Origin of the sequence: Pseudomonas sp. LD120, from assembly GCF_009861525.1 — a bacterium.
Classification (GTDB): domain Bacteria; phylum Pseudomonadota; class Gammaproteobacteria; order Pseudomonadales; family Pseudomonadaceae; genus Aquipseudomonas.
In genome coordinates, this window is the sequence record NZ_WVHL01000005.1 from 2,025,932 (window position 1) to 2,043,338 (window position 17,407).

A 17,407-nucleotide genomic window follows, 5' to 3' on the forward strand; every position below is an offset into this window, starting at 1 on the left:
GACCCTGGCTGTTCGTGAAAGCGAAGAGCAACCGTGATGGAAACAACGAATGAACTGGACTTGGTTTCATAAGCTCGGCTCGCCTAAATGGTTTTACGGCATCAGCGGCAAGCTGCTGCCTTGGCTCGGTGTGGCTGCGGCGCTGCTGATCACCGTGGGCGTGGTTTGGGGTTTGGCCTTTGCGCCACCGGACTATCAGCAGGGCAACAGCTTTCGCATTATCTATATCCACGTACCTGCGGCGATGCTGGCGCAGTCCTGCTACGTGATGCTGGCGGTCTGTGGTGTGGTCGGCCTGGTGTGGAAAATGAAACTGGCGGACGTGGCCCTGCAATGCGCCGCGCCAATCGGTGCCTGGATGACCGCCGTGGCCCTGGTGACCGGGGCGATCTGGGGCAAGCCAACCTGGGGTTCGTGGTGGGTCTGGGATGCGCGACTGACGTCTATGTTGATCCTGCTGTTTCTGTACTTCGGTCTGATTGCCTTGGGCAACGCCATCAGTAATCGTGACAGCGCCGCCAAGGCCTGCGCAGTGCTGGCCATTGTCGGCGTGGTGAATATCCCGATCATCAAATACTCGGTGGAGTGGTGGAACACCTTGCATCAGGGGGCAACCTTCACCCTCACGGAAAAACCCGCGATGCCGGCAGAGATGTGGCTGCCGCTGCTGCTCACTGCGCTGGGTTTCTACTGTTTCTTCGGGGCCGTGCTGTTGCTGCGAATGCGCCTTGAAGTGCTCAAGCGAGAAGCCCGGGCCAGTTGGGTCAAGGTTGAAGTGCAAGGCAGTCTGGAGAACGCTCGATGAGTTTTGCATCCTTCAGCGACTTTATCGCCATGGGCCATCACGGCCTGTATGTCTGGTCCGCTTATGGCATCTGCCTGGCGGTTCTGGCCCTCAACGTGGCGGCGCCGATCCTGGCCCGCAAGCGTTATCTGCAACAAGAGGCGCGCCGTCTGCGCCGGGAGAACAGTAAGTGAATCCGCTGCGTAAAAAGCGTCTTTTGATCATCCTGGCGATCCTGGTGGGCGTCGGCATTGCCGTCGGTCTGGCCCTCAGTGCGCTGAAGGAAAACATCAACCTGTTCTACACCCCGACCCAGATCGCCAACGGCGAAGCCCCCCACGACACCCGCATCCGTGCCGGTGGCATGGTGGAAGCGGGCTCTCTGCAACGTTCCGCCGATTCGCTGGACGTGAAATTCGTGGTCACCGATTTCAACAAATCAGTGACCATCACCTACCGCGGCATCCTTCCGGACCTGTTCCGCGAAGGGCAGGGCATCGTCGCCCTGGGCAAGCTCAACGCCGATGGCGTGGTGGTGGCCGATGAAGTGCTGGCCAAGCACGACGAGAAGTACATGCCGCCGGAAGTCACCAAGGCGCTGAAAGACAGCGGCCAGTCGGCACCGACGCCAGCCAAAGAGGGTTAAGCCATGAGTTCCGCACTGTTCGTTCCCGAACTTGGCCACCTGGCGATGATCCTCGCCCTGTGCTTTGCCCTGGTCCAGGCCGTGGTGCCGCTGCTGGGCGCCTGGCGCGGTGATCGCCTGTGGATGAGCCTGGCGCAGCCGGCGGCCTGGGGGCAGTTCGCTTTTCTGGCGTTCGCCTTCGGTTGCCTGACCTACGCCTTTATGAGCGACGACTTTTCGGTGGCTTACGTCGCCAGCAACTCCAACAGTGCTTTGCCCTGGTATTACAAGTTCAGTGCGGTGTGGGGCGCCCACGAAGGTTCGTTGCTGTTGTGGGCGTTGATTCTTGGCGGCTGGACCTTCGCGGTGTCGGTGTTTTCGCGGCAGTTGCCGCAAGTGATGCTGGCCCGGGTATTGGCGGTGATGGGCATGATCAGCACCGGCTTCATGCTGTTCCTGATCATGACCTCCAACCCGTTTGCGCGGATTCTGCCTCAGGTGCCGGCGGACGGTCGCGACCTCAACCCGTTGCTGCAAGACATCGGTCTGATCGTTCACCCGCCGATGCTCTACATGGGCTACGTCGGTTTTTCGGTGGCTTTCGCCTTCGCCATTGCCGCGTTGCTGGGCGGACGCCTTGACGCCGCCTGGGCTCGCTGGTCGCGTCCGTGGACCATCGTTGCCTGGGCCTTCCTCGGCATCGGCATCACCCTGGGCTCCTGGTGGGCCTACTACGAGCTTGGTTGGGGCGGCTGGTGGTTCTGGGACCCAGTGGAAAACGCCTCGTTCATGCCTTGGCTGGTGGGAACGGCGTTGATTCACTCCCTGGCGGTTACGGAGAAGCGCGGCGTATTCAAGAGCTGGACCGTGTTGCTGGCTATTGCCGCGTTCTCCTTGAGTCTGCTGGGTACCTTCCTGGTGCGTTCCGGGGTCTTGACTTCGGTCCATGCCTTTGCCTCTGACCCTGAGCGCGGTGTGTTCATCCTGATCTTCCTGTTGTTTGTCGTGGGAGGGTCGCTGACCCTGTTTGCCCTGCGCGCACCAGTGGTCAAAAGCCAGGTGGGGTTCAACCTGTGGTCCCGAGAAACCTTGCTGCTGGGCAATAACCTGGTGTTGGTGGTGGCAGCCTCGATGATTCTCCTGGGCACCCTGTATCCGTTGGTCCTGGATGCCCTGACCGGGGCCAAGCTGTCGGTGGGGCCGCCGTACTTCAACGCGCTGTTCATTCCGCTCATGGCATTGCTGATGGTGGTGATGGCGGTGGGCGTGCTGGTGCGTTGGAAAGACACTCCGGTGAAATGGCTGATGAGTATGCTCGCTCCGGTTCTGCTCGGTAGCGTGGCGCTGGCGGTGGTGGCCGGTATCGCCTACGGCGACTTCAACTGGGCGGTGTTGGCGACCTTCCTGCTGGCCGCCTGGGTATTGCTGGCCGGGGTGCGCGACATTTTTGACAAGACTCGTCACAAAGGCCTGATCAAGGGCCTGCCGAGCCTGACTCGCAGCTATTGGGGCATGCAGTTGGCGCACCTGGGCATTGCGGTCTGCGCCCTGGGTGTAGTGCTGTCGAGCCAGAACAGCGCTGAGCGCGACCTACGCCTGGAGCCGGGCGAGTCCATGGAACTGGCCGGTTATCACTTCATTTTTGAAGGCGCCAAGCATTTTGAGGGGCCGAACTTCACCTCCGACAAAGGCACCATTCGAGTGGTGCGCAACGGCAAGGAAGTGGCGGTGTTGCACCCGGAAAAACGCCTGTACACGGTGCAGAACTCGATGATGACCGAAGCGGGGATCGATGCCGGCTTTACTCGCGATCTGTATGTGGCGTTGGGGGAGTCCCTGGGTGATGGCGCCTGGGCGGTGCGGGTACACGTCAAGCCTTTCGTGCGCTGGATCTGGTTCGGCGGCCTGCTCACCGGCTTCGGTGGCTTGTTGGCGGCCATGGACCGGCGTTATCGGGTCAAGGTTAAAAGCCGCGTGCGCGAAGCGCTGGGCATGACAGGAGCGGCGGCATGAGACGCTGGATGATGATGTTGCCCCTGGCGGTGTTCCTGGTGGTGGCGGTGTTTCTGTATCGGGGCTTGTACCTGGATCCGGCCGAGTTGCCGTCGGCGATGATTGGCAAGCCGTTCCCCGAGTTCTCCCTGCCGTCGGTGCAGGGCGACAAGACTCTGACCCGCGCCGACTTCCTGGGGAAGCCGGCGTTGGTCAACGTCTGGGGCACCTGGTGCATTTCCTGCCGGGTCGAGCACCCGGTGCTGAACAAGCTGGCCGAGAAGGGCGTGGTGATCTACGGCATCAACTACAAGGACGTCAACGCCGATGCCCTGAAGTGGTTGACCGAGTTCCACAACCCCTATCAATTGGACGTGCGTGACGAAGAGGGTTCCCTGGGCCTTAACCTGGGTGTCTACGGCGCTCCGGAAACCTTCTTCATCGATGCCCAGGGCATCATTCGCGACAAGTTTGTCGGGGTGATCGACGAAGTGGTGTGGCGCGAACAACTGGCCGGCAAATACCAGGCCCTGGTGGACGAGGCCAAGCCATGAAGCGTTGGTTAGCCGCTGCCCTCCTGGGCCTGTGCATCACCGGCGTCGCCCACGCTGCCATCGATACCTACGAGTTTGCCAATGACGGTGAGCGTGATCGGTTTCGCGAGTTGACCAAGGAGCTGCGCTGCCCCAAGTGCCAGAACCAGGACATTGCCGATTCCAACGCACCGATCGCGGCGGACCTGCGCAAAGAGATTTTCCGCATGCTCGGCGAGGGCAAGGACAATCAACAGATCATCGACTTCATGGTCGACCGCTACGGTGACTTCGTTCGTTACAATCCGGCCCTGACCGGCAAGACCGCCTTGCTCTGGTTCGGTCCTGGCGGGTTGCTGTTGGGTGGCCTGGTCATCATTGCCGTGATTGTCCGGCGTCGTCGCGCTCAGCGCAGCGATAGCCCGAACACGCTTTCTGTCGAAGAGCGTCAGCGCCTCGACCAACTGCTGGATAAAAACCACCCATGATTGATTTCTGGCTTGCGGCAGGCTTGCTGCTTCTGATTGCCCTGAGTTTCCTGTTGATCCCGGTATTGCGTGAGCGTCGCGCTCAGCGTGAGGAGGATCGTACCGCGCTGAACGTAGCGCTTTATGAAGAGCGCGTGGCTGAGTTACACAGCCAGCAGCAGGAGGGCGTGCTCAGTGTCGAACAGATGGACAGCGGTCGCGCCGAGGCCGCCCGCGAACTGCTGGCGGACACCGAAGGCAGCAGCGAGGTGCGTAGCTCGCGCCTGGGCAAGCCGCTGCCGTTGCTGGCGGCGCTGCTGGTGCCGATTCTGGGCCTGGGGCTGTACCTGCACTTCGGTGCCAGCGACAAGGTCGAGTTGACCCGTGAGTTCGCCCAGGCACCGCAGTCCATGGAAGAGATGACCCAGCGCCTGGAGCGTGCGGTCGCAGCGCAGCCCGACTCCGCCGAGGGGCTGTATTTCCTCGGTCGCACCTACATGGCTCAGGAGCGTTCTGCGGAGGCGGCGAAGATCTTCGAACGCACCGTGGCCCTGGCCGGTCGTCAGCCCGAGCTGTTGGGGCAATGGGCCCAGGCCCAGTACTTTGCCGACAACAAGCAATGGTCGGACAAGGTCCAGGGCTTGACCGACGAAGCGTTGAAAGCCGACCCCAATGAGGTCACCAGCCTCGGACTGCTGGGGATTGCCGCCTTTGAAGGTGGGCGTTTCCAGGAAGCCATCGATTACTGGAAGCGTCTGCAGGCGCAACTGCCGCCGGACGACAATTCCCGCGCTGCGTTGCAGGGTGGGATCGATCGGGCCAGTGAAAAGTTGTTGGCCAGCGGTGGCAAGGTCGTGACCGAGCCTGTGGTTAAAGCCAAGGGCGCGCTGATCAAGGTCCGTGTCGATCTGGCGCCTGAGCTCAAGGCCAAGGTCCAGCCGGGTGACAGTGTGTTCATCTTCGCCCGGGCGACCCAGGGGCCGCCGGCGCCGCTGGCCGCCAAGCGTCTGACCGTGGCCGATCTGCCCGCCACTGTCGAATTGGGCGATGCCGACGCGATGATGCCGCAGTTGAAACTGTCGAACTTTCCTGAAGTCCAACTGGTTGCGCGCGTGTCCCGCGCCGGTCAGCCAACGGCCGGTGAGTGGGTCGGGCGCAGTCAGCCGCTGGCCAGCAGCACCACGGCCGCCCAGCAACTGACCATCGACAGCCCGGATCAGTAATCAGAGAAGCCGCCATGACCGTCATCCTTCGCATCACCCTGTTATCAATGGTCTTGGGGGTGAGCGCATGTACGGTGCAGCGGCCGCAGCCCACCAGTTCCGAGCCGATCCCCCCGGCGGGGCCGAGCATCCGCCCGGCTCCATCCACGGCGCCGGGTACGCCCGGCACGCCGATTCCTGCCGCCAAGCCCCGGCCACGCACCTCCGCCAGTTTCGCACCGCCACCGGGCGGGCACAGCCACTGGGATGCGCGTTTGGGGGTCTATGTGCTGGATGATCAGAGCAACACCTTTTACCGCCAGCGCACCTATTACCGTTGGAACAATGGCTGGAGCCGCTCCATCAGCCCTGATGGACCTTGGGAAGACACCGATATCCACGGTGTGCCCGCCGGCCTCGGCCGCCAGTTTCAGTAGCTGCGGCGCTTGCTGGTTAACCGCAAAGGCTCGGAGCAGAGCCGGCGCCCGGGGTTGTTTATTTAAGCCTCGGGATGTCTGGCCGATACAACGGGGTGTTTCCGAGTATCCGCCGCTGAGCGCCCGATGAAGAATGACCTGAACAAACCCTATTTCGCGCCGATGGTGTTCTGGCTTGCCGTGATCAGTGTGCTGTTGCTGCTCTATGGTTTCAGCTCGGCCGAGGTGCCCGAACTGATCTATCTGTCACTGGAGCCACTGTGCCTGCTGGTGGCGTTCGCCTTCATGTACTCCTTCTTCTGCTGGAGTTTCATATCGGTCTGGCGCCTGGGGGAGATCGGTTGGAAGCGCGTGGATTACGGTTGGCTGTTGTTGGCGTCGTTGGCCTTGATCAGCGCCACCCAGGCGGTGCGCGTGGACTGGTTTCAGACCGACCATCAGTTGGCCCAGCAGGCCCAGGCCGGGCTGCAGCGGCGCGTCGCCACAGAGATCGATGACATGCTGGGCGGTGAACACTGTAAGACGGCCGTGGAACGCTACGAGCCTCAGGATGCGGCTCAGGTCACGAACCTGTGCGAGCGTTTTGCCGCGCTGGAGCGCACGGCAGATGGGCGCCTCTCGGCCCTGGCGGTGGTCAAGGTGCAGCAGGCGCTGGAGGGCATTCGCGGAGAATACACGGCGCCCCCCATTACGCAGTGGTTGCAGAGCCTGGGTGAAAGCCTCCAGGCGCTGGAACAGCAGCGTGCCGAGGTGCGTCGCTTGAATGGTTTGATGGCGGTCACCGACACCGAGAAGCTCTATGGCTACTTCGTGCCCCTGCTGCTGGTGGTCGCCCTGGCCCTGCGCGCTTCCAAGGTCACCGGCGAGGTGCTGCTCAAGGTGCCACGACGGCGCAAGTTGTGGCTGATTGTCAATCGTCGGGTGGTCATCGACGGCCTGGGTTTCGCCCGTGGCGCCCGTGCCCGTCTGGACGAGGCCCTGAGCAACTGGCGGGTAGCACGTTGGGGCGTGGTGCACCTGGGTTGCGACTTTATCGGCGCGCCCGGCCCCCAGGACACCCCGGTCCCGGTGAGCCCGGGCTTCTACGAGAACGAATTTCGCCTGGCGAGCCTTGCCGATTTTGATAGCAGCAAGTTTGTCGAATGGGCCGCCACTCAGACCATCGACACTCTGTATCTGGTGGGCGAGACCGACTTGGGGCTGATCGAACGCCTGCGGCGTTGGGGCGAGGCGGCGAACATCGAAGTGCTGGTGCGCGAACGTATCTGAAGCGCCTGTTTCAGAGGTGCTCCAGGTTATCCACAAACGCCCGGGCCTTGGCCGTAATCACCGATTGATGGCCTGTCAGTTCAGCGGGATGCCACGGTTCGCCATGGCGGCAAATACCCGGGGAGTGACCTGCGCCATGGGGCATTCGGCGATCTTGCGCGCCGTGTGGCTTGAGGCGACGGGGCAGCCCCTACGCGAGGGGACGGTCGAGGACGGCCCCGGAGGGGGACGATGTGCATTCGGGCGCCGGCCATCGGCGTAATCTGGGGGGCGACGCGGGCCTGTTGCAGGTCGATGGACTGTGGATTGGACGGCCGAGTCCTGCCCACCTGCGAGCTTAGGCTCGCACCGGGCTGCGGTTGTCCTTCACCAGCAGGAAGCGCAGCAAGGCCAGCAGCGCAAAACCGCTGCCCACCAGCACGATTCCCAGCCAGCCGTGGTGCTCGTAGACCACGCTGGCAATCGATGAGCCAAACGCGCCACCAATAAAGATGCTGGTCATGTACAGAGCGTTGAGGCGTCCGCGGCTATGGGCGTCCAGGGCGTACACGGCCCGCTGCCCGAGCACCATGTTCATTTGCACGCCAAAGTCCAGAATCACCCCGGTTACCGCCAGGCCGATGACGCTATAGGCCGGATGAATCAAGGTCGGGATAAAGCTCAGGGCCGCCAGTAGCATTGCCAGCAGCGAGGCGATGCGGGTATGGCCGGCATCCGCCAGGCGTCCGCTGATAGGGGCGGCGACGGCACCGATGGCGCCCACCAGGGCGAAGATCGCGATTTGGCTTTGCGACAAACCGTGATGCCGGGCCAACTCCAGGGGGGCGGCCGTCCAGAACAGGCTGAAGGTGGCGAACATGCAGCCCTGGTAAAAGGCCCTCTGACGCAGTAGCGGTTGCTGACGCAGCAGGCCGCCCAGGGAGCGCAGCAGTTGGCCGTAAGTGGCGTTGTGGGCGGGTTGCCGTTTGGGAATGGTCAGCATCAACACCAGGCTGATGGCGGCCATCAGCACTGCGGCGGCGATGAACATGGCCCGCCAGCCAAAGAGGTCGGCCACCACGCTGGAGACCGGGCGCGCCAGAAGAATGCCCAGCAGCAGGCCGCCCATGATCCCGCCCACCACGCGGCCACGGGACTCTTCGGGAGCCAGGTGCGCCGCCAGGGGAATGAGGATCTGCACCGACACTGAACTGAAGCCGATCAGCAGCGACATCAGGAGAAAGGCGTTGGGGTGCTGGGTAAAGGCTGCGCCAAGCAGGCTGGCGATGGCCACCAGGGTGGTGCTGATCATCAGTCGGCGATTTTCCAGCAGGTCGCCCAGGGGCACCAGGAAGAACAGCCCGAGGGCATAACCGATCTGGGTCAGGGACACGATCAGGCTGGCCAGGGCGCTGGACAGGCCCAAGTCCGGGGCGATCAGTTCGATGATCGGCTGCGCGTAGTAGATGTTGGCGACGATGGCCCCGCAGCAGAAGGCGAACACCAGCACCATGCCAGAGGTCATTGTCACGTTGCTGGCAGGCAGCGCCCGGGTCGTGGAAGTCATCAGGGTTCTCTTGGCGGCCAAAGGAGGGCGCGAGGTTAAAAGCGTGCGCGGTCATGCAGTCGAAAGGGCTGGGCAATGGCATTTATTCCGACCTGGAATAAATGAGCCCCGGCAGTGCATCGGTGATTGTCCACGGCCGTCGCCGCCGACGGGTGATGATACATTTACTTACATCTATTTCGATAGCATGCTCATGATGTGCGCACGCCAGGGGCTGGCCGCCCGCTCAAGATTGCCAGATGTTGCTAGACCGTCGATGCGCTGGAACTTCAAGAAGGCTTGGTTTAGGGTTTTCGGTCGTTCAGCTCGGCGTGAGTCTCTTATGGAAAAGTCAACGTTCAATCCGGACAGTGTGTTCAATTCGTTGCAATACGGTTTCAGTCAGGCCGTTGAGGTGCGCGGCGGCCGCCGTCTGCTGTTGTCCGGGCAAGTGGGTGTGGATGAGCAGGAGCGTACCGTCGGGCCAAGCCTGCGGGAGCAGACAGACAAGGCATTTGACAATATCGAGAGCGTCCTGGCGGAGGCTGGCGGCCAGTTGGCAGATGTCGTGATGCTGCGGATCTATATCGCTGAAGCGGCCCGAGACCAGCAGGAGGAAATCAGCGCGGTGCTGCTGGAGCGTTTTGCCAGCCAGCCTCCGGCGTCTTCCTGGATTGTCGTCAGCGGTTTGTCACTGCCTGAGTGGTTGATCGAAGTCGAGGCGGAGGCGGTGCTGGAGGAGCGTCATCAAGCAGCTGAAGCGGCGTTGTTCAGCTCAATGCGAGCGCTCTGAGCCTTATAGCGGCGGAATGAAAAGCGGCGGAATGAAAAAGCGACCCTGTGAGGGTCGCTTTTTTTGCCCGCGCGGGTTAGTTGGCGTTGGTGTAGATCTGGTCGAAGATCCCGCCGTCATTGAAGTGGGTCTTTTGCACCGTGCGCCAGTCACCGAAGGTTTTCTCCACCGAGAGGAAGTCGACTTTCGGGAAGCGATCAGTGAATTTGGCCAGCACATTCGGGTCCCGCGGGCGCAGATAGTTGTTGGCGGCGATTTCCTGGCCTTCTGGCGACCAGAGGTAGTTCAGGTATTCCTCGGCCGCAGCGCGGGTGCCTTTTTTGTTGACCACCTTGTCCACCAGCGACACCGGTGGTTCGGCTTCAGCGGATACGCTTGGGTAGATCACTTCGAACTGATCACGGCCGAATTCGCGGGCGATCATTTCCGCTTCGTTCTCGAAGGTCACCAGTATGTCGCCGATCTGGTTGGTCATGAAGGTAGTGGTGGCGGCGCGGCCACCGGTGTCCAGTACCGGTGCTTGCTTGAACAGCTTGCCGACGAAGTCCTTGGCCTTGTTCTCGTCGCCGCCGCTCTTGAGTACGTAACCCCAAGCCGAGAGGTAGGTATAGCGACCATTACCCGAGGTTTTCGGGTTGGGCACAATCACTTGCACGCCATCCTTGAGCAGGTCGGGCCAATCTTTCAGGGCCTTGGGGTTGCCCTTGCGCACGATGAACACCGTGGCCGAGGTGAACGGCGCGCTGTTGTTCGGCAGACGCGTCACCCAGTTGTCTGGCAATAATTTGCCGTTATCCGCCAGGGCGTTGATGTCGGTGGCCATGTTCATGGTGATGACATCCGCCGGCAGACCGTCGATGACAGAGCGCGCCTGTTTGCTGGAGCCGCCGAAGGACATCTGCAGGGTGATGTTCTCGTTGTGCTCGGCTTTCCAGTGTTTCTGGAAGGCAGCGTTATAGTCCTTGTAGAAGTCGCGCATCACGTCATAGGACACGTTGAGCAGGGTCGGTGCGGCCTGGGCGACACTGCCCAGGGCCAGGCCGGCGGCCAGAAGCGAGGCGTTTAAGAGTTTTTTCACTGCACATTCCTTTTGTTCGAACGTGAAAGCCATTTGCCGCCGACTATAGCGGTGTCGCTATATCTCTTTAAAGATTAAAAAGTACTTTGCTTATTCCATTTTCTTGAATAACGCATTGCCGCAGCGTGAGCAAAAGGCTGCCGCCGGTTCGTGGTGGTTTTTCCGGCAGACCGGGCAGTCGTGCTTGAGTTGTTCGCCGCGCATGGCGTTGGCCAGTTCTGCGGTGAAGATCCCGGTGGGTACGGCGATGATCGAATAACCGGTGATCATCACCATGGACGAGATCATTTGGCCGATCACGGTCTTGGGTACGATATCGCCGTAACCCACGGTGGTCAGGGTGACGATCGCCCAGTAGATGCCCTTGGGGATGCTGGTGAAGCCGTGCGCCGGTCCTTCCACTACGTACATCAAGGTGCCGAACACCGTGACCAGGGTGCAGACGCTGAGCAGGAACACCAGGATCTTCTGTTTGCTGCCGCGCAACGCATCCAGCAGGTAGTGCGCCTGCTTCAAGTAGGGCGCCAGTTTGAGCACTCGAAAGATCCGCAGCATGCGGATGATGCGGATGATCAGCAGGTACTGGGCGTCGCTGTAGTAGAGGGCGAGGATGCCGGGGACGATCGCTAACAGGTCCACCAGGCCATAAAAGCTGAAGGCATAGCGCAGGGGCTTGGGGGAGCAGTACAGGCGCAGGGCGTACTCGATGGCGAAGATCAGGGTGAAGCCCCATTCGATAAACGCCAGGACGTTGGCGTAGCTGCTGTGCACCTTGTCGATGCTGTCGAGGATGACGATCACCAGGCTGGCGAGAATGATCAACAACAGGGCGGTATCGAAGCGTCTTCCAGCCACTGTATCGGTCTGAAAGATCATTACGTAGAGGCGCTGACGCCAGTCGTTGCTAGTACCCATGGAAATCGCCTGAATCAAAGATCAGCGAAGCCTAGGGGGATTTACCGGGGGAGCGCAAGGCGAGTTGTCGCGGCGCATGCGTCCCAGCCCCTCGGCGGCGTGCAATAACCAGCAGGCGAGTACGAAGGGCGCGGTGAGCGGCGCCAGCCCCAGGGCAAGAATGCCTGGAGTGAGCAGCAGTGTGAGGAGTATTCCCAGCAACGGCTGCCAGGGGCTACGACGGTGTTGGCCCAGGGCCAGCGCTGCCAGCGCGCCGTTGTAGCCCGCCAAGCCCAGCAGTGCCTCTTGGGGCTGGTGTTGCAACAGGGCGACGCTCAGCCCGATGACGGAGCCGATCAACGCCCAGCTCGCTGCGCGGCGGTTGGCCAGCAGCAAGCCGCCGCCAATCAGCAGGCCGGCCAGGGGATGGGCGAGGAAGATGACTTGGCTCAGGCCCTGGAGCGCTCCGCCAACAAGGTTCGACACAGATAGGGCCGGCGCTGCTTGCGGTGTCGATTGCAACGGATCTGCCAGGCTCAGCAGCAACCAGCCAAGACTGACAAAGGGCGCGGTGTAGACCGGCAGGCCACCCGATTGGCGCGCGCGTTTGAGCCATTGCTGGGTGATGATTGTGCTCAGACCGCTGGCGGCAATGATCAGCGGTGGCAGCAGCACCGACCAAGGCAGGTACAGGCTCAGCAGCAGCCCCAGGAGAATGCCGTTGTAGCTGAAGAGTCCGGCTTGTCGGTCGGTTTTGGCGTAGCCCCGTCGTTGTGCGGTGAGCAGTCCGGCCAGGGCGCCCAGTAGGGCGCCGCCGAGCAGGGTTGGGGCGCTGATCAGGATCGCCAGCAGGCACAGCAGGCCGCACAACGGATGGCGCTGGAGGAAGATCTGACTGAAACCGTTCAGCAAGGCTGTCGCCCAGTCGGGGCAGAAGGCATTAAAAGAGTGTGAGGGCATGACAAAGGTCGGTGGAGGTGGCCGCTACCCGGCGCTGCCCATGATCCGCCAGGCCTCCTCTGCGGGGGCACTGTGCGGCTCAGCGGTTCAGCGCCGGTATTGGTGACCGGTCAAAGAAGGGTTTCGACGCGCAGGGAGTTGGTGGTTCCCGGTTGGCCGAACGGCACGCCGGTGGTGATGACCACGGTATCACCGCGTTTAGCCAGTCCCTGGGCTTGGGCGATTTCCAGGGCTGTGCTACAGACCTCGTCGACTTGGCGCAAGCGGTCGTTGACCACTGAGTGCACGCCCCAGGTCAGGGTCAGTCGGCGTGCGGATTCCAGGTTCGGCGTGAGGTTGAGGGTCGGCACTGACGGGCGTTCCCGGGCGGCGCGTAGGGTAGAGTTGCCGGATTCGCTGTAGTTCACCAGTACGGCCACTGGCAGGATGCTGCACACCCGACGGATCGCGCAGCTGATGGCGTCGGACACCGTCGCCTCGGCCTGGGGGCGGCTGACGTCCAGTTGGTTCTGGTAGTCCGGACCACTTTCTACCTGGCGGATGATTTTGCTCATCATCTGCACCGCCTCCAGTGGGTATTCACCGGAGGCAGTTTCCGCAGACAGCATCACCGCATCGGCACCTTCGCCCACGGCGTTGGCAACGTCGGTCACCTCGGCTCGGGTCGGGGCAGGCGAGAAGCGCATGGACTCCAGCATTTGCGTGGCAACCACCACGGGTTTGCCCAGCTGGCGGCAGGTGCTGATGATGGTTTTCTGGATCTGTGGCACGGCTTCGGCTGGTACTTCCACTCCCAGATCGCCCCTGGCAACCATGATCGCGTCGCTCAATTCGGCGATCTCCCGCAGATGGGTCACCGCCGAAGGCTTCTCGATCTTGGCCATCAGGTAGGCCCGGTCACCGATCAGGGTACGGGCTTCGCGGATGTCTTCTGGACGTTGCACGAAGGACAACGCCACCCAATCCACGCCCAGTTCCAGGCCGAAGCTCAGGTCGCGGCGATCCTTGGCGGTCAGTGGGCTGAGGTCGAGCACGGCCTGGGGCACATTGACGCCTTTGCGGTCCGACAGTTCGCCGCCATTGAGGACGGTGGTTTCGATGGCATCGGCGTGCTTGGCGATGACCCGCAGGCACAGCTTGCCATCGTCCAGCAGTAGGTCCATGCCGGGCTCCAGCGCGGCGATGATCTCCGGGTGAGGCAAGTTGACTCGTTGAGCGTTGCCCGGCGTCGGGTCTAGGTCCAGGCGCAGGGCTTGCCCGCGCACCAACTGCACCTTGCCGTCGGCGAAGATGCCGACCCGCAGTTTTGGCCCTTGCAGGTCCATGAGAATGCCCAGGGGCTGGTTCAGCTCGCGCTCGATCTGGCGGATCCACTCATAGCGCTGGGCGTGATCGGCATGGGCGCCGTGGCTGAAGTTGAGTCGAAAGATATTGACGCCGGCGTTGACCAGTTCACGGATGTCGTCGATGCCGTCGACGGCTGGCCCCAGGGTGGCGAGGATCTTGACCTTTTTGTCAGGCGTCATGTTCGAGGGTCTCAAGAATCAGGATGGCGCGGAAGTCGTTGACGTTGGTGCGGGTCGGCTCGGTGACGATCAAGTCGTCCAGGGCGGCGAAATAACCATAGCCGTTATTGTTGTCCAGCTCATCGCTGGCGCTCAGGCCCAAGGCCTTGGCTCGGGCGTAGCTGTCCGGCGTCATGATTGCTCCGGCGTTGTCTTCGGAGCCGTCAATGCCATCGGTGTCGCCGGCCAGGGCATAGATGCCGGGGTGGCCCTTGAGGCTGTCGGTCAGGCTCAGGAGGAATTCGGCGTTGCGCCCACCACGGCCATTGCCGCGCACGGTGACCGTGGTTTCTCCGCCGGAGAGGATTACGCAAGGTGCCGCCAGAGGCTGGCCATGCGCAGCCACCTGGCGGGCAATGCCCGCGTGAACCTTGGCCACCTCCCGCGATTCACCCTCCAGGTCACCAAGGATCAAGGGACTGAAACCTGCGCGACGGGCTTTAACGGCGGCAGCTTCCAGGGATTGCTGGGGGCGGGCGATCAATTGGAAGTGGCTGCGGGCCAGGCTCGGGTCTCCCGGCTTGACGGTTTCCGACTCGGGGCTTTGCAGCCAGTTGCGTACCGTTGCCGGTGTTTCGATCCCGTAGCGCTTGAGAATCGCCAGGGCCTGGGCCGAAGTGTTCGGGTCGGCGACCGTGGGGCCGGAGGCGATGACCGTGGCCAGGTCGCCGGGCACGTCGGAGATCGCATAGGTGTAGACCGTGGCCGGCCAGCAAGCCTTGGCCAGCCGTCCGCCCTTGATCGCCGAGAGGTGCTTGCGCACGCAATTCATCTCGCCGATGGTCGCGCCGGATTTCAGCAAGGCCTTATTGATGGCCTGTTTGTCGGCCAGGGTAATGCCGGCGGCGGGCAGGGCCAGCAACGCCGAGCCGCCACCGGACAGCAGGAAGATCACCTGGTCCTGTTCTGTCAGGCCGCTGACGCGCTCCAGCACCCGCTTGGCCACTGCCAAACCGGCGGCGTCGGGTACCGGGTGGGCGGCCTCGACTACTTCGATCGTGTTGCACGGTGCGCCGTGGCCGTAGCGGGTGACTACCAGGCCGCTGACTTCGCCCTGCCAGTTGCGCTCCACCACTTGGGCCATGGCCGCGGCGGCTTTGCCGGCGCCGATGACGATGACACGGCCGCTGCGGTCGCTGGGCAGATAGGGTTCGAGCACGTGTTGCGGATGGGCGGCGTCGATGGCTGTGGCGAACAGCTCACGCAGGAATTGTTGCGGATCGACCGACATGGCGGGCTCCCGGGTTTCTTGTTATGGGGGGCTTGAAACAATCTGTAGCCGTTGCCGAAGGCTGCGAAATGGCCCCGGGCCTTCCTTGACCCATAAGGACCATCGCGCAGCCTTCGGCAGCGGCTACAAATGCTGCTTAGTTTTTCTCGCGGATCGAGAAATTGGCCATGTGTTCCAGGCCCTTGATCAGGGCCGAGTGGTCCCAGTTAGCGCCGCCGATGGCGGTGCAGGTGCTGAGCACTTGTTGGGTGCCGGCGGTGTTCGGCAGGTTGATGCCCAGCTCGCGGGCACCGCTCAGGGCCAGGTTCAGGTCCTTTTGGTGCAGGTTGATACGGAAGCCCGGGTCGAAGGTACCCTTGATCATGCGCTCGCCGTGCACTTCCAGGATCTTCGAGGACGCGAAACCGCCCATCAGCGCTTCACGTACCTTGGCCGGGTCGGCCCCGTTCTTCGCGGCGAACAGCAGGGCTTCGGCCACCGCCTGGATGTTCAGGGCGACGATGATCTGGTTGGCCACCTTGGCGGTCTGGCCGTCACCGTTGCCTCCCACCAGGGTGATGTTCTTGCCCATGCTCTGGAACAGCGGCAGGGCGCGTTCAAACGCCTGCTCATCGCCGCCAACCATGATGCTCAGGGTCGCCGCCTTGGCCCCGACTTCGCCGCCGGACACTGGCGCGTCAAGGTACTGCGCGCCTTTCTCGTTGATCTTGGCGGCGAAGGCTTTGGTCGCGGTGGGGGAGATCGAACTCATGTCGATGACGATCTTGCCTTTGCCGATCCCGGCGGCCACGCCGTCGGCACGCAGCAGCACGTCTTCGACCTGGGGCGTATCGGGCACCATGATGATGACGAATTCGGCTTCCTGGGCCACTTCCCGGGGCGAGGCCAGGGCCACGGCGCCGGCGGCGATCAGGTCGGCCGGGGGCTTGCCGTGGTGTTCCGAGAGCAGCAGCGAGTGACCGGCTTTCTGCAGGTTGGCGGCCATGGGGTGGCCCATGATGCCGGTGCCGATAAATCCGATTTTAGCCATGATAAAAATCCTCTATTCAACGGGGCCTTGTAGGCGCTGGCTGGCCAGCAAAGGCGGTCTTCAGGGCCGTGCTAGGCGTGCCGACCCGTTCGCCGGCAAACCGGCTCCTACAGGCGTGCGGGTTCAGATTGCGTTGTGGGTTTTCAGCCAGCCAAGGCCAGCCTCGGTGGTGGTCAGCGGCTTGTACTCGCAGCCGACCCAGCCTTGGTAGCCGATGCGGTCGAGGTGCTCGAAAAGGAAGCGGTAGTTGATTTCGCCGGTGCCCGGCTCATTGCGCCCGGGGTTGTCCGCCAGCTGGATGTGGTTGATCTGGCTGAGGTGGTTGCTCATGGTCCGCGCCAGGTCACCCTCCATGATTTGCATGTGGTAGATGTCGTACTGCAGGAACAGGTTGGCGCTGCCTACCTGTTTTTGGATCGACAGCGCCTGGGCCGTGTTGTTGAGGTAGAAACCGGGAATGTCGCGGGTGTTGATGGCCTCCATCACCAGTTTGATGCCCACCGCCTGGAGCTTGTCGGCGGCGTATTTGAGGTTGGCGACCAAGGTTTTTTCCAGCAGGCCCTGGTCCGCGCCCTGGGGGCTGATGCCGGCCAGGCAGTTGACCTGGGTGTTGCCCAAGACCTGGGCGTAGGCGATGGCCAGGTCGACTCCGGCACGGAACTCCTCGACCCGATCGGGCAGGCAGGCGATACCGCGCTCACCCTTGGCCCAGTCACCGGCCGGCAGGTTGAACAGCACCTGGGTCAGGCCGTGGGCATCGAGTTGCGCCTTGATCTCGGCGGAGCTGAATTCGTAGGGAAACAGGTATTCGACGCCGCTGAAGCCGGCATCGGCGGCGGCCTTGAAGCGGGAGAGGAAGTCCTGTTCGGTGAACAGGATGGACAGGTTGGCGGCAAAACGCGGCATGGTGGTCTCCTGTGAAGCGGTGAAGCCTGTGGCGGGCGCCAAGGTCGCAGTCGGGCTGCCCCGGCGACCTCTCTGGACAAGAGGGCGTACGGGGCAATCCCGGCAGGGTTCGGTGA

At 62.5% G+C, this 17,407-nt stretch carries 18 protein-coding genes; 10 read left to right on the forward strand and 8 right to left on the reverse strand.

Translation table 11 applies throughout. The annotated features are described in order from the left end of the window. The first annotated feature begins 49 nt into the window (after positions 1-49). The 9 genes from PLD_RS23585 to PLD_RS23625 all read left to right on the forward strand — a co-directional run bounded on the left by PLD_RS23585 (position 50) and on the right by PLD_RS23625 (position 7,309). A complete protein-coding gene (locus PLD_RS23585) occupies positions 50-805 on the forward strand; it encodes a heme ABC transporter permease (RefSeq protein WP_159897040.1) in 756 nt (251 codons plus the stop codon). Further along, positions 802-978, forward strand: coding sequence for a heme exporter protein CcmD (gene ccmD, locus PLD_RS23590; RefSeq protein WP_159897042.1), 177 nt, complete (start codon positions 802-804; stop codon positions 976-978). The genes PLD_RS23585 and ccmD overlap by 4 nt, the downstream gene beginning before the upstream one ends. Further along, positions 975-1,430, forward strand: a complete 456-nt coding sequence (gene ccmE, locus PLD_RS23595) for a cytochrome c maturation protein CcmE (RefSeq protein WP_159897044.1) — start codon at positions 975-977, stop codon at positions 1,428-1,430. Before ccmD ends, ccmE begins: the two co-directional genes overlap by 4 nt. A 3-nt stretch (positions 1,431-1,433) precedes the next feature. Then, positions 1,434-3,422 (forward strand): heme lyase CcmF/NrfE family subunit, encoded by a 1,989-nt coding sequence (locus PLD_RS23600; RefSeq protein WP_159897046.1) that lies wholly within the window; start codon positions 1,434-1,436, stop codon positions 3,420-3,422. Beyond that, on the forward strand, positions 3,419-3,955 hold the full coding sequence (locus tag PLD_RS23605) for a DsbE family thiol:disulfide interchange protein (protein ID WP_159897048.1): 537 nt from the start codon (positions 3,419-3,421) through the stop codon (positions 3,953-3,955). The genes PLD_RS23600 and PLD_RS23605 overlap by 4 nt, the downstream gene beginning before the upstream one ends. Next, on the forward strand, positions 3,952-4,422 hold the full coding sequence (locus tag PLD_RS23610) for a cytochrome c-type biogenesis protein (RefSeq protein WP_159897050.1): 471 nt from the start codon (positions 3,952-3,954) through the stop codon (positions 4,420-4,422). The genes PLD_RS23605 and PLD_RS23610 overlap by 4 nt, the downstream gene beginning before the upstream one ends. Beyond that, positions 4,419-5,624: a c-type cytochrome biogenesis protein CcmI gene (gene ccmI, locus PLD_RS23615; protein WP_159897052.1), complete on the forward strand. Its 1,206-nt coding sequence runs from the start codon at positions 4,419-4,421 to the stop codon at positions 5,622-5,624. The genes PLD_RS23610 and ccmI overlap by 4 nt, the downstream gene beginning before the upstream one ends. A gap of 14 nt (positions 5,625-5,638) precedes the next feature. Next, on the forward strand, positions 5,639-6,040 hold the full coding sequence (locus PLD_RS23620; RefSeq protein WP_159897054.1) for a hypothetical protein: 402 nt from the start codon (positions 5,639-5,641) through the stop codon (positions 6,038-6,040). Between the two features lie 126 nt (positions 6,041-6,166). Next, a complete protein-coding gene (locus PLD_RS23625) occupies positions 6,167-7,309 on the forward strand; it encodes a hypothetical protein (RefSeq protein ID WP_159897056.1) in 1,143 nt (380 codons plus the stop codon). 337 nt (positions 7,310-7,646) lie between these two features. Here the strand turns inward: PLD_RS23625 and PLD_RS23630 are convergent, their stop codons facing one another. Next, the gene (locus PLD_RS23630) at positions 7,647-8,855 is read right to left on the reverse strand and encodes an MFS transporter (RefSeq protein ID WP_159897058.1); all 1,209 of its coding nucleotides are present in this window, start codon (positions 8,853-8,855) and stop codon (positions 7,647-7,649) included. A 322-nt stretch (positions 8,856-9,177) separates the two neighbouring features. Between PLD_RS23630 and PLD_RS23635 the strand changes: the two genes are divergently transcribed. Then, positions 9,178-9,627, forward strand: a complete 450-nt coding sequence (locus PLD_RS23635) for a Rid family hydrolase (protein WP_159897060.1) — start codon at positions 9,178-9,180, stop codon at positions 9,625-9,627. A gap of 76 nt (positions 9,628-9,703) precedes the next feature. Here PLD_RS23635 and PLD_RS23640 read toward each other — a convergent pair whose 3' ends face one another. The 7 genes from PLD_RS23640 to hyi all read right to left on the reverse strand — a co-directional run bounded on the left by PLD_RS23640 (position 9,704) and on the right by hyi (position 17,291). Beyond that, a complete protein-coding gene (locus PLD_RS23640; RefSeq protein WP_159897062.1) occupies positions 9,704-10,705 on the reverse strand; it encodes a sulfate ABC transporter substrate-binding protein in 1,002 nt (333 codons plus the stop codon). A 90-nt stretch (positions 10,706-10,795) separates the two neighbouring features. Further along, positions 10,796-11,620 carry an ion transporter gene (locus PLD_RS23645; protein WP_159897064.1) on the reverse strand — a complete coding sequence of 275 codons (825 nt, stop codon included), beginning with the start codon at positions 11,618-11,620 and terminating at the stop codon, positions 10,796-10,798. 21 nt (positions 11,621-11,641) lie between these two features. After that, positions 11,642-12,559, reverse strand: coding sequence for an urea transporter (locus tag PLD_RS23650; RefSeq protein ID WP_159897066.1), 918 nt, complete (start codon positions 12,557-12,559; stop codon positions 11,642-11,644). Between the two features lie 110 nt (positions 12,560-12,669). After that, the gene (gene pyk / locus PLD_RS23655; RefSeq protein WP_159897068.1) at positions 12,670-14,085 is read right to left on the reverse strand and encodes a pyruvate kinase; all 1,416 of its coding nucleotides are present in this window, start codon (positions 14,083-14,085) and stop codon (positions 12,670-12,672) included. Then, positions 14,075-15,355, reverse strand: a complete 1,281-nt coding sequence (locus PLD_RS23660; RefSeq protein ID WP_159897070.1) for a glycerate kinase — start codon at positions 15,353-15,355, stop codon at positions 14,075-14,077. Before PLD_RS23660 ends, pyk begins: the two co-directional genes overlap by 11 nt. A 136-nt stretch (positions 15,356-15,491) precedes the next feature. After that, positions 15,492-16,385, reverse strand: a complete 894-nt coding sequence (locus tag PLD_RS23665) for a 2-hydroxy-3-oxopropionate reductase (RefSeq protein WP_159897072.1) — start codon at positions 16,383-16,385, stop codon at positions 15,492-15,494. Positions 16,386-16,508: 123 nt separating this feature from the next. Then, on the reverse strand, positions 16,509-17,291 hold the full coding sequence (gene hyi, locus PLD_RS23670; RefSeq protein WP_159897074.1) for a hydroxypyruvate isomerase: 783 nt from the start codon (positions 17,289-17,291) through the stop codon (positions 16,509-16,511). Between the last annotated feature and the right edge of the window lie 116 nt (positions 17,292-17,407).

Bases quoted from the DNA above. Each gene is read 5' to 3' on its own strand.
- PLD_RS23610 (WP_159897050.1), top strand. From the start codon at position 3,952: ATGAAGCGTTGGTTAGCCGCTGCCCTCCTGGGCCTGTGCATCACCGGC.
- ccmD (WP_159897042.1), top strand. From the start codon at position 802: ATGAGTTTTGCATCCTTCAGCGACTTTATCGCCATGGGCCATCACGGC.
- PLD_RS23630 (WP_159897058.1), bottom strand. From the start codon at position 8,855: ATGACTTCCACGACCCGGGCGCTGCCTGCCAGCAACGTGACAATGACC.
- PLD_RS23605 (WP_159897048.1), top strand. From the start codon at position 3,419: ATGAGACGCTGGATGATGATGTTGCCCCTGGCGGTGTTCCTGGTGGTG.
- PLD_RS23645 (WP_159897064.1), bottom strand. From the start codon at position 11,620: ATGGGTACTAGCAACGACTGGCGTCAGCGCCTCTACGTAATGATCTTT.
- hyi (WP_159897074.1), bottom strand. From the start codon at position 17,291: ATGCCGCGTTTTGCCGCCAACCTGTCCATCCTGTTCACCGAACAGGAC.
- PLD_RS23620 (WP_159897054.1), top strand. From the start codon at position 5,639: ATGACCGTCATCCTTCGCATCACCCTGTTATCAATGGTCTTGGGGGTG.
- PLD_RS23660 (WP_159897070.1), bottom strand. From the start codon at position 15,355: ATGTCGGTCGATCCGCAACAATTCCTGCGTGAGCTGTTCGCCACAGCC.
- ccmI (WP_159897052.1), top strand. From the start codon at position 4,419: ATGATTGATTTCTGGCTTGCGGCAGGCTTGCTGCTTCTGATTGCCCTG.
- PLD_RS23600 (WP_159897046.1), top strand. From the start codon at position 1,434: ATGAGTTCCGCACTGTTCGTTCCCGAACTTGGCCACCTGGCGATGATC.
- PLD_RS23585 (WP_159897040.1), top strand. From the start codon at position 50: ATGAACTGGACTTGGTTTCATAAGCTCGGCTCGCCTAAATGGTTTTAC.
- PLD_RS23665 (WP_159897072.1), bottom strand. From the start codon at position 16,385: ATGGCTAAAATCGGATTTATCGGCACCGGCATCATGGGCCACCCCATG.
- pyk (WP_159897068.1), bottom strand. From the start codon at position 14,085: ATGACGCCTGACAAAAAGGTCAAGATCCTCGCCACCCTGGGGCCAGCC.
- PLD_RS23625 (WP_159897056.1), top strand. From the start codon at position 6,167: ATGAAGAATGACCTGAACAAACCCTATTTCGCGCCGATGGTGTTCTGG.
- PLD_RS23635 (WP_159897060.1), top strand. From the start codon at position 9,178: ATGGAAAAGTCAACGTTCAATCCGGACAGTGTGTTCAATTCGTTGCAA.
- PLD_RS23650 (WP_159897066.1), bottom strand. From the start codon at position 12,559: ATGCCCTCACACTCTTTTAATGCCTTCTGCCCCGACTGGGCGACAGCC.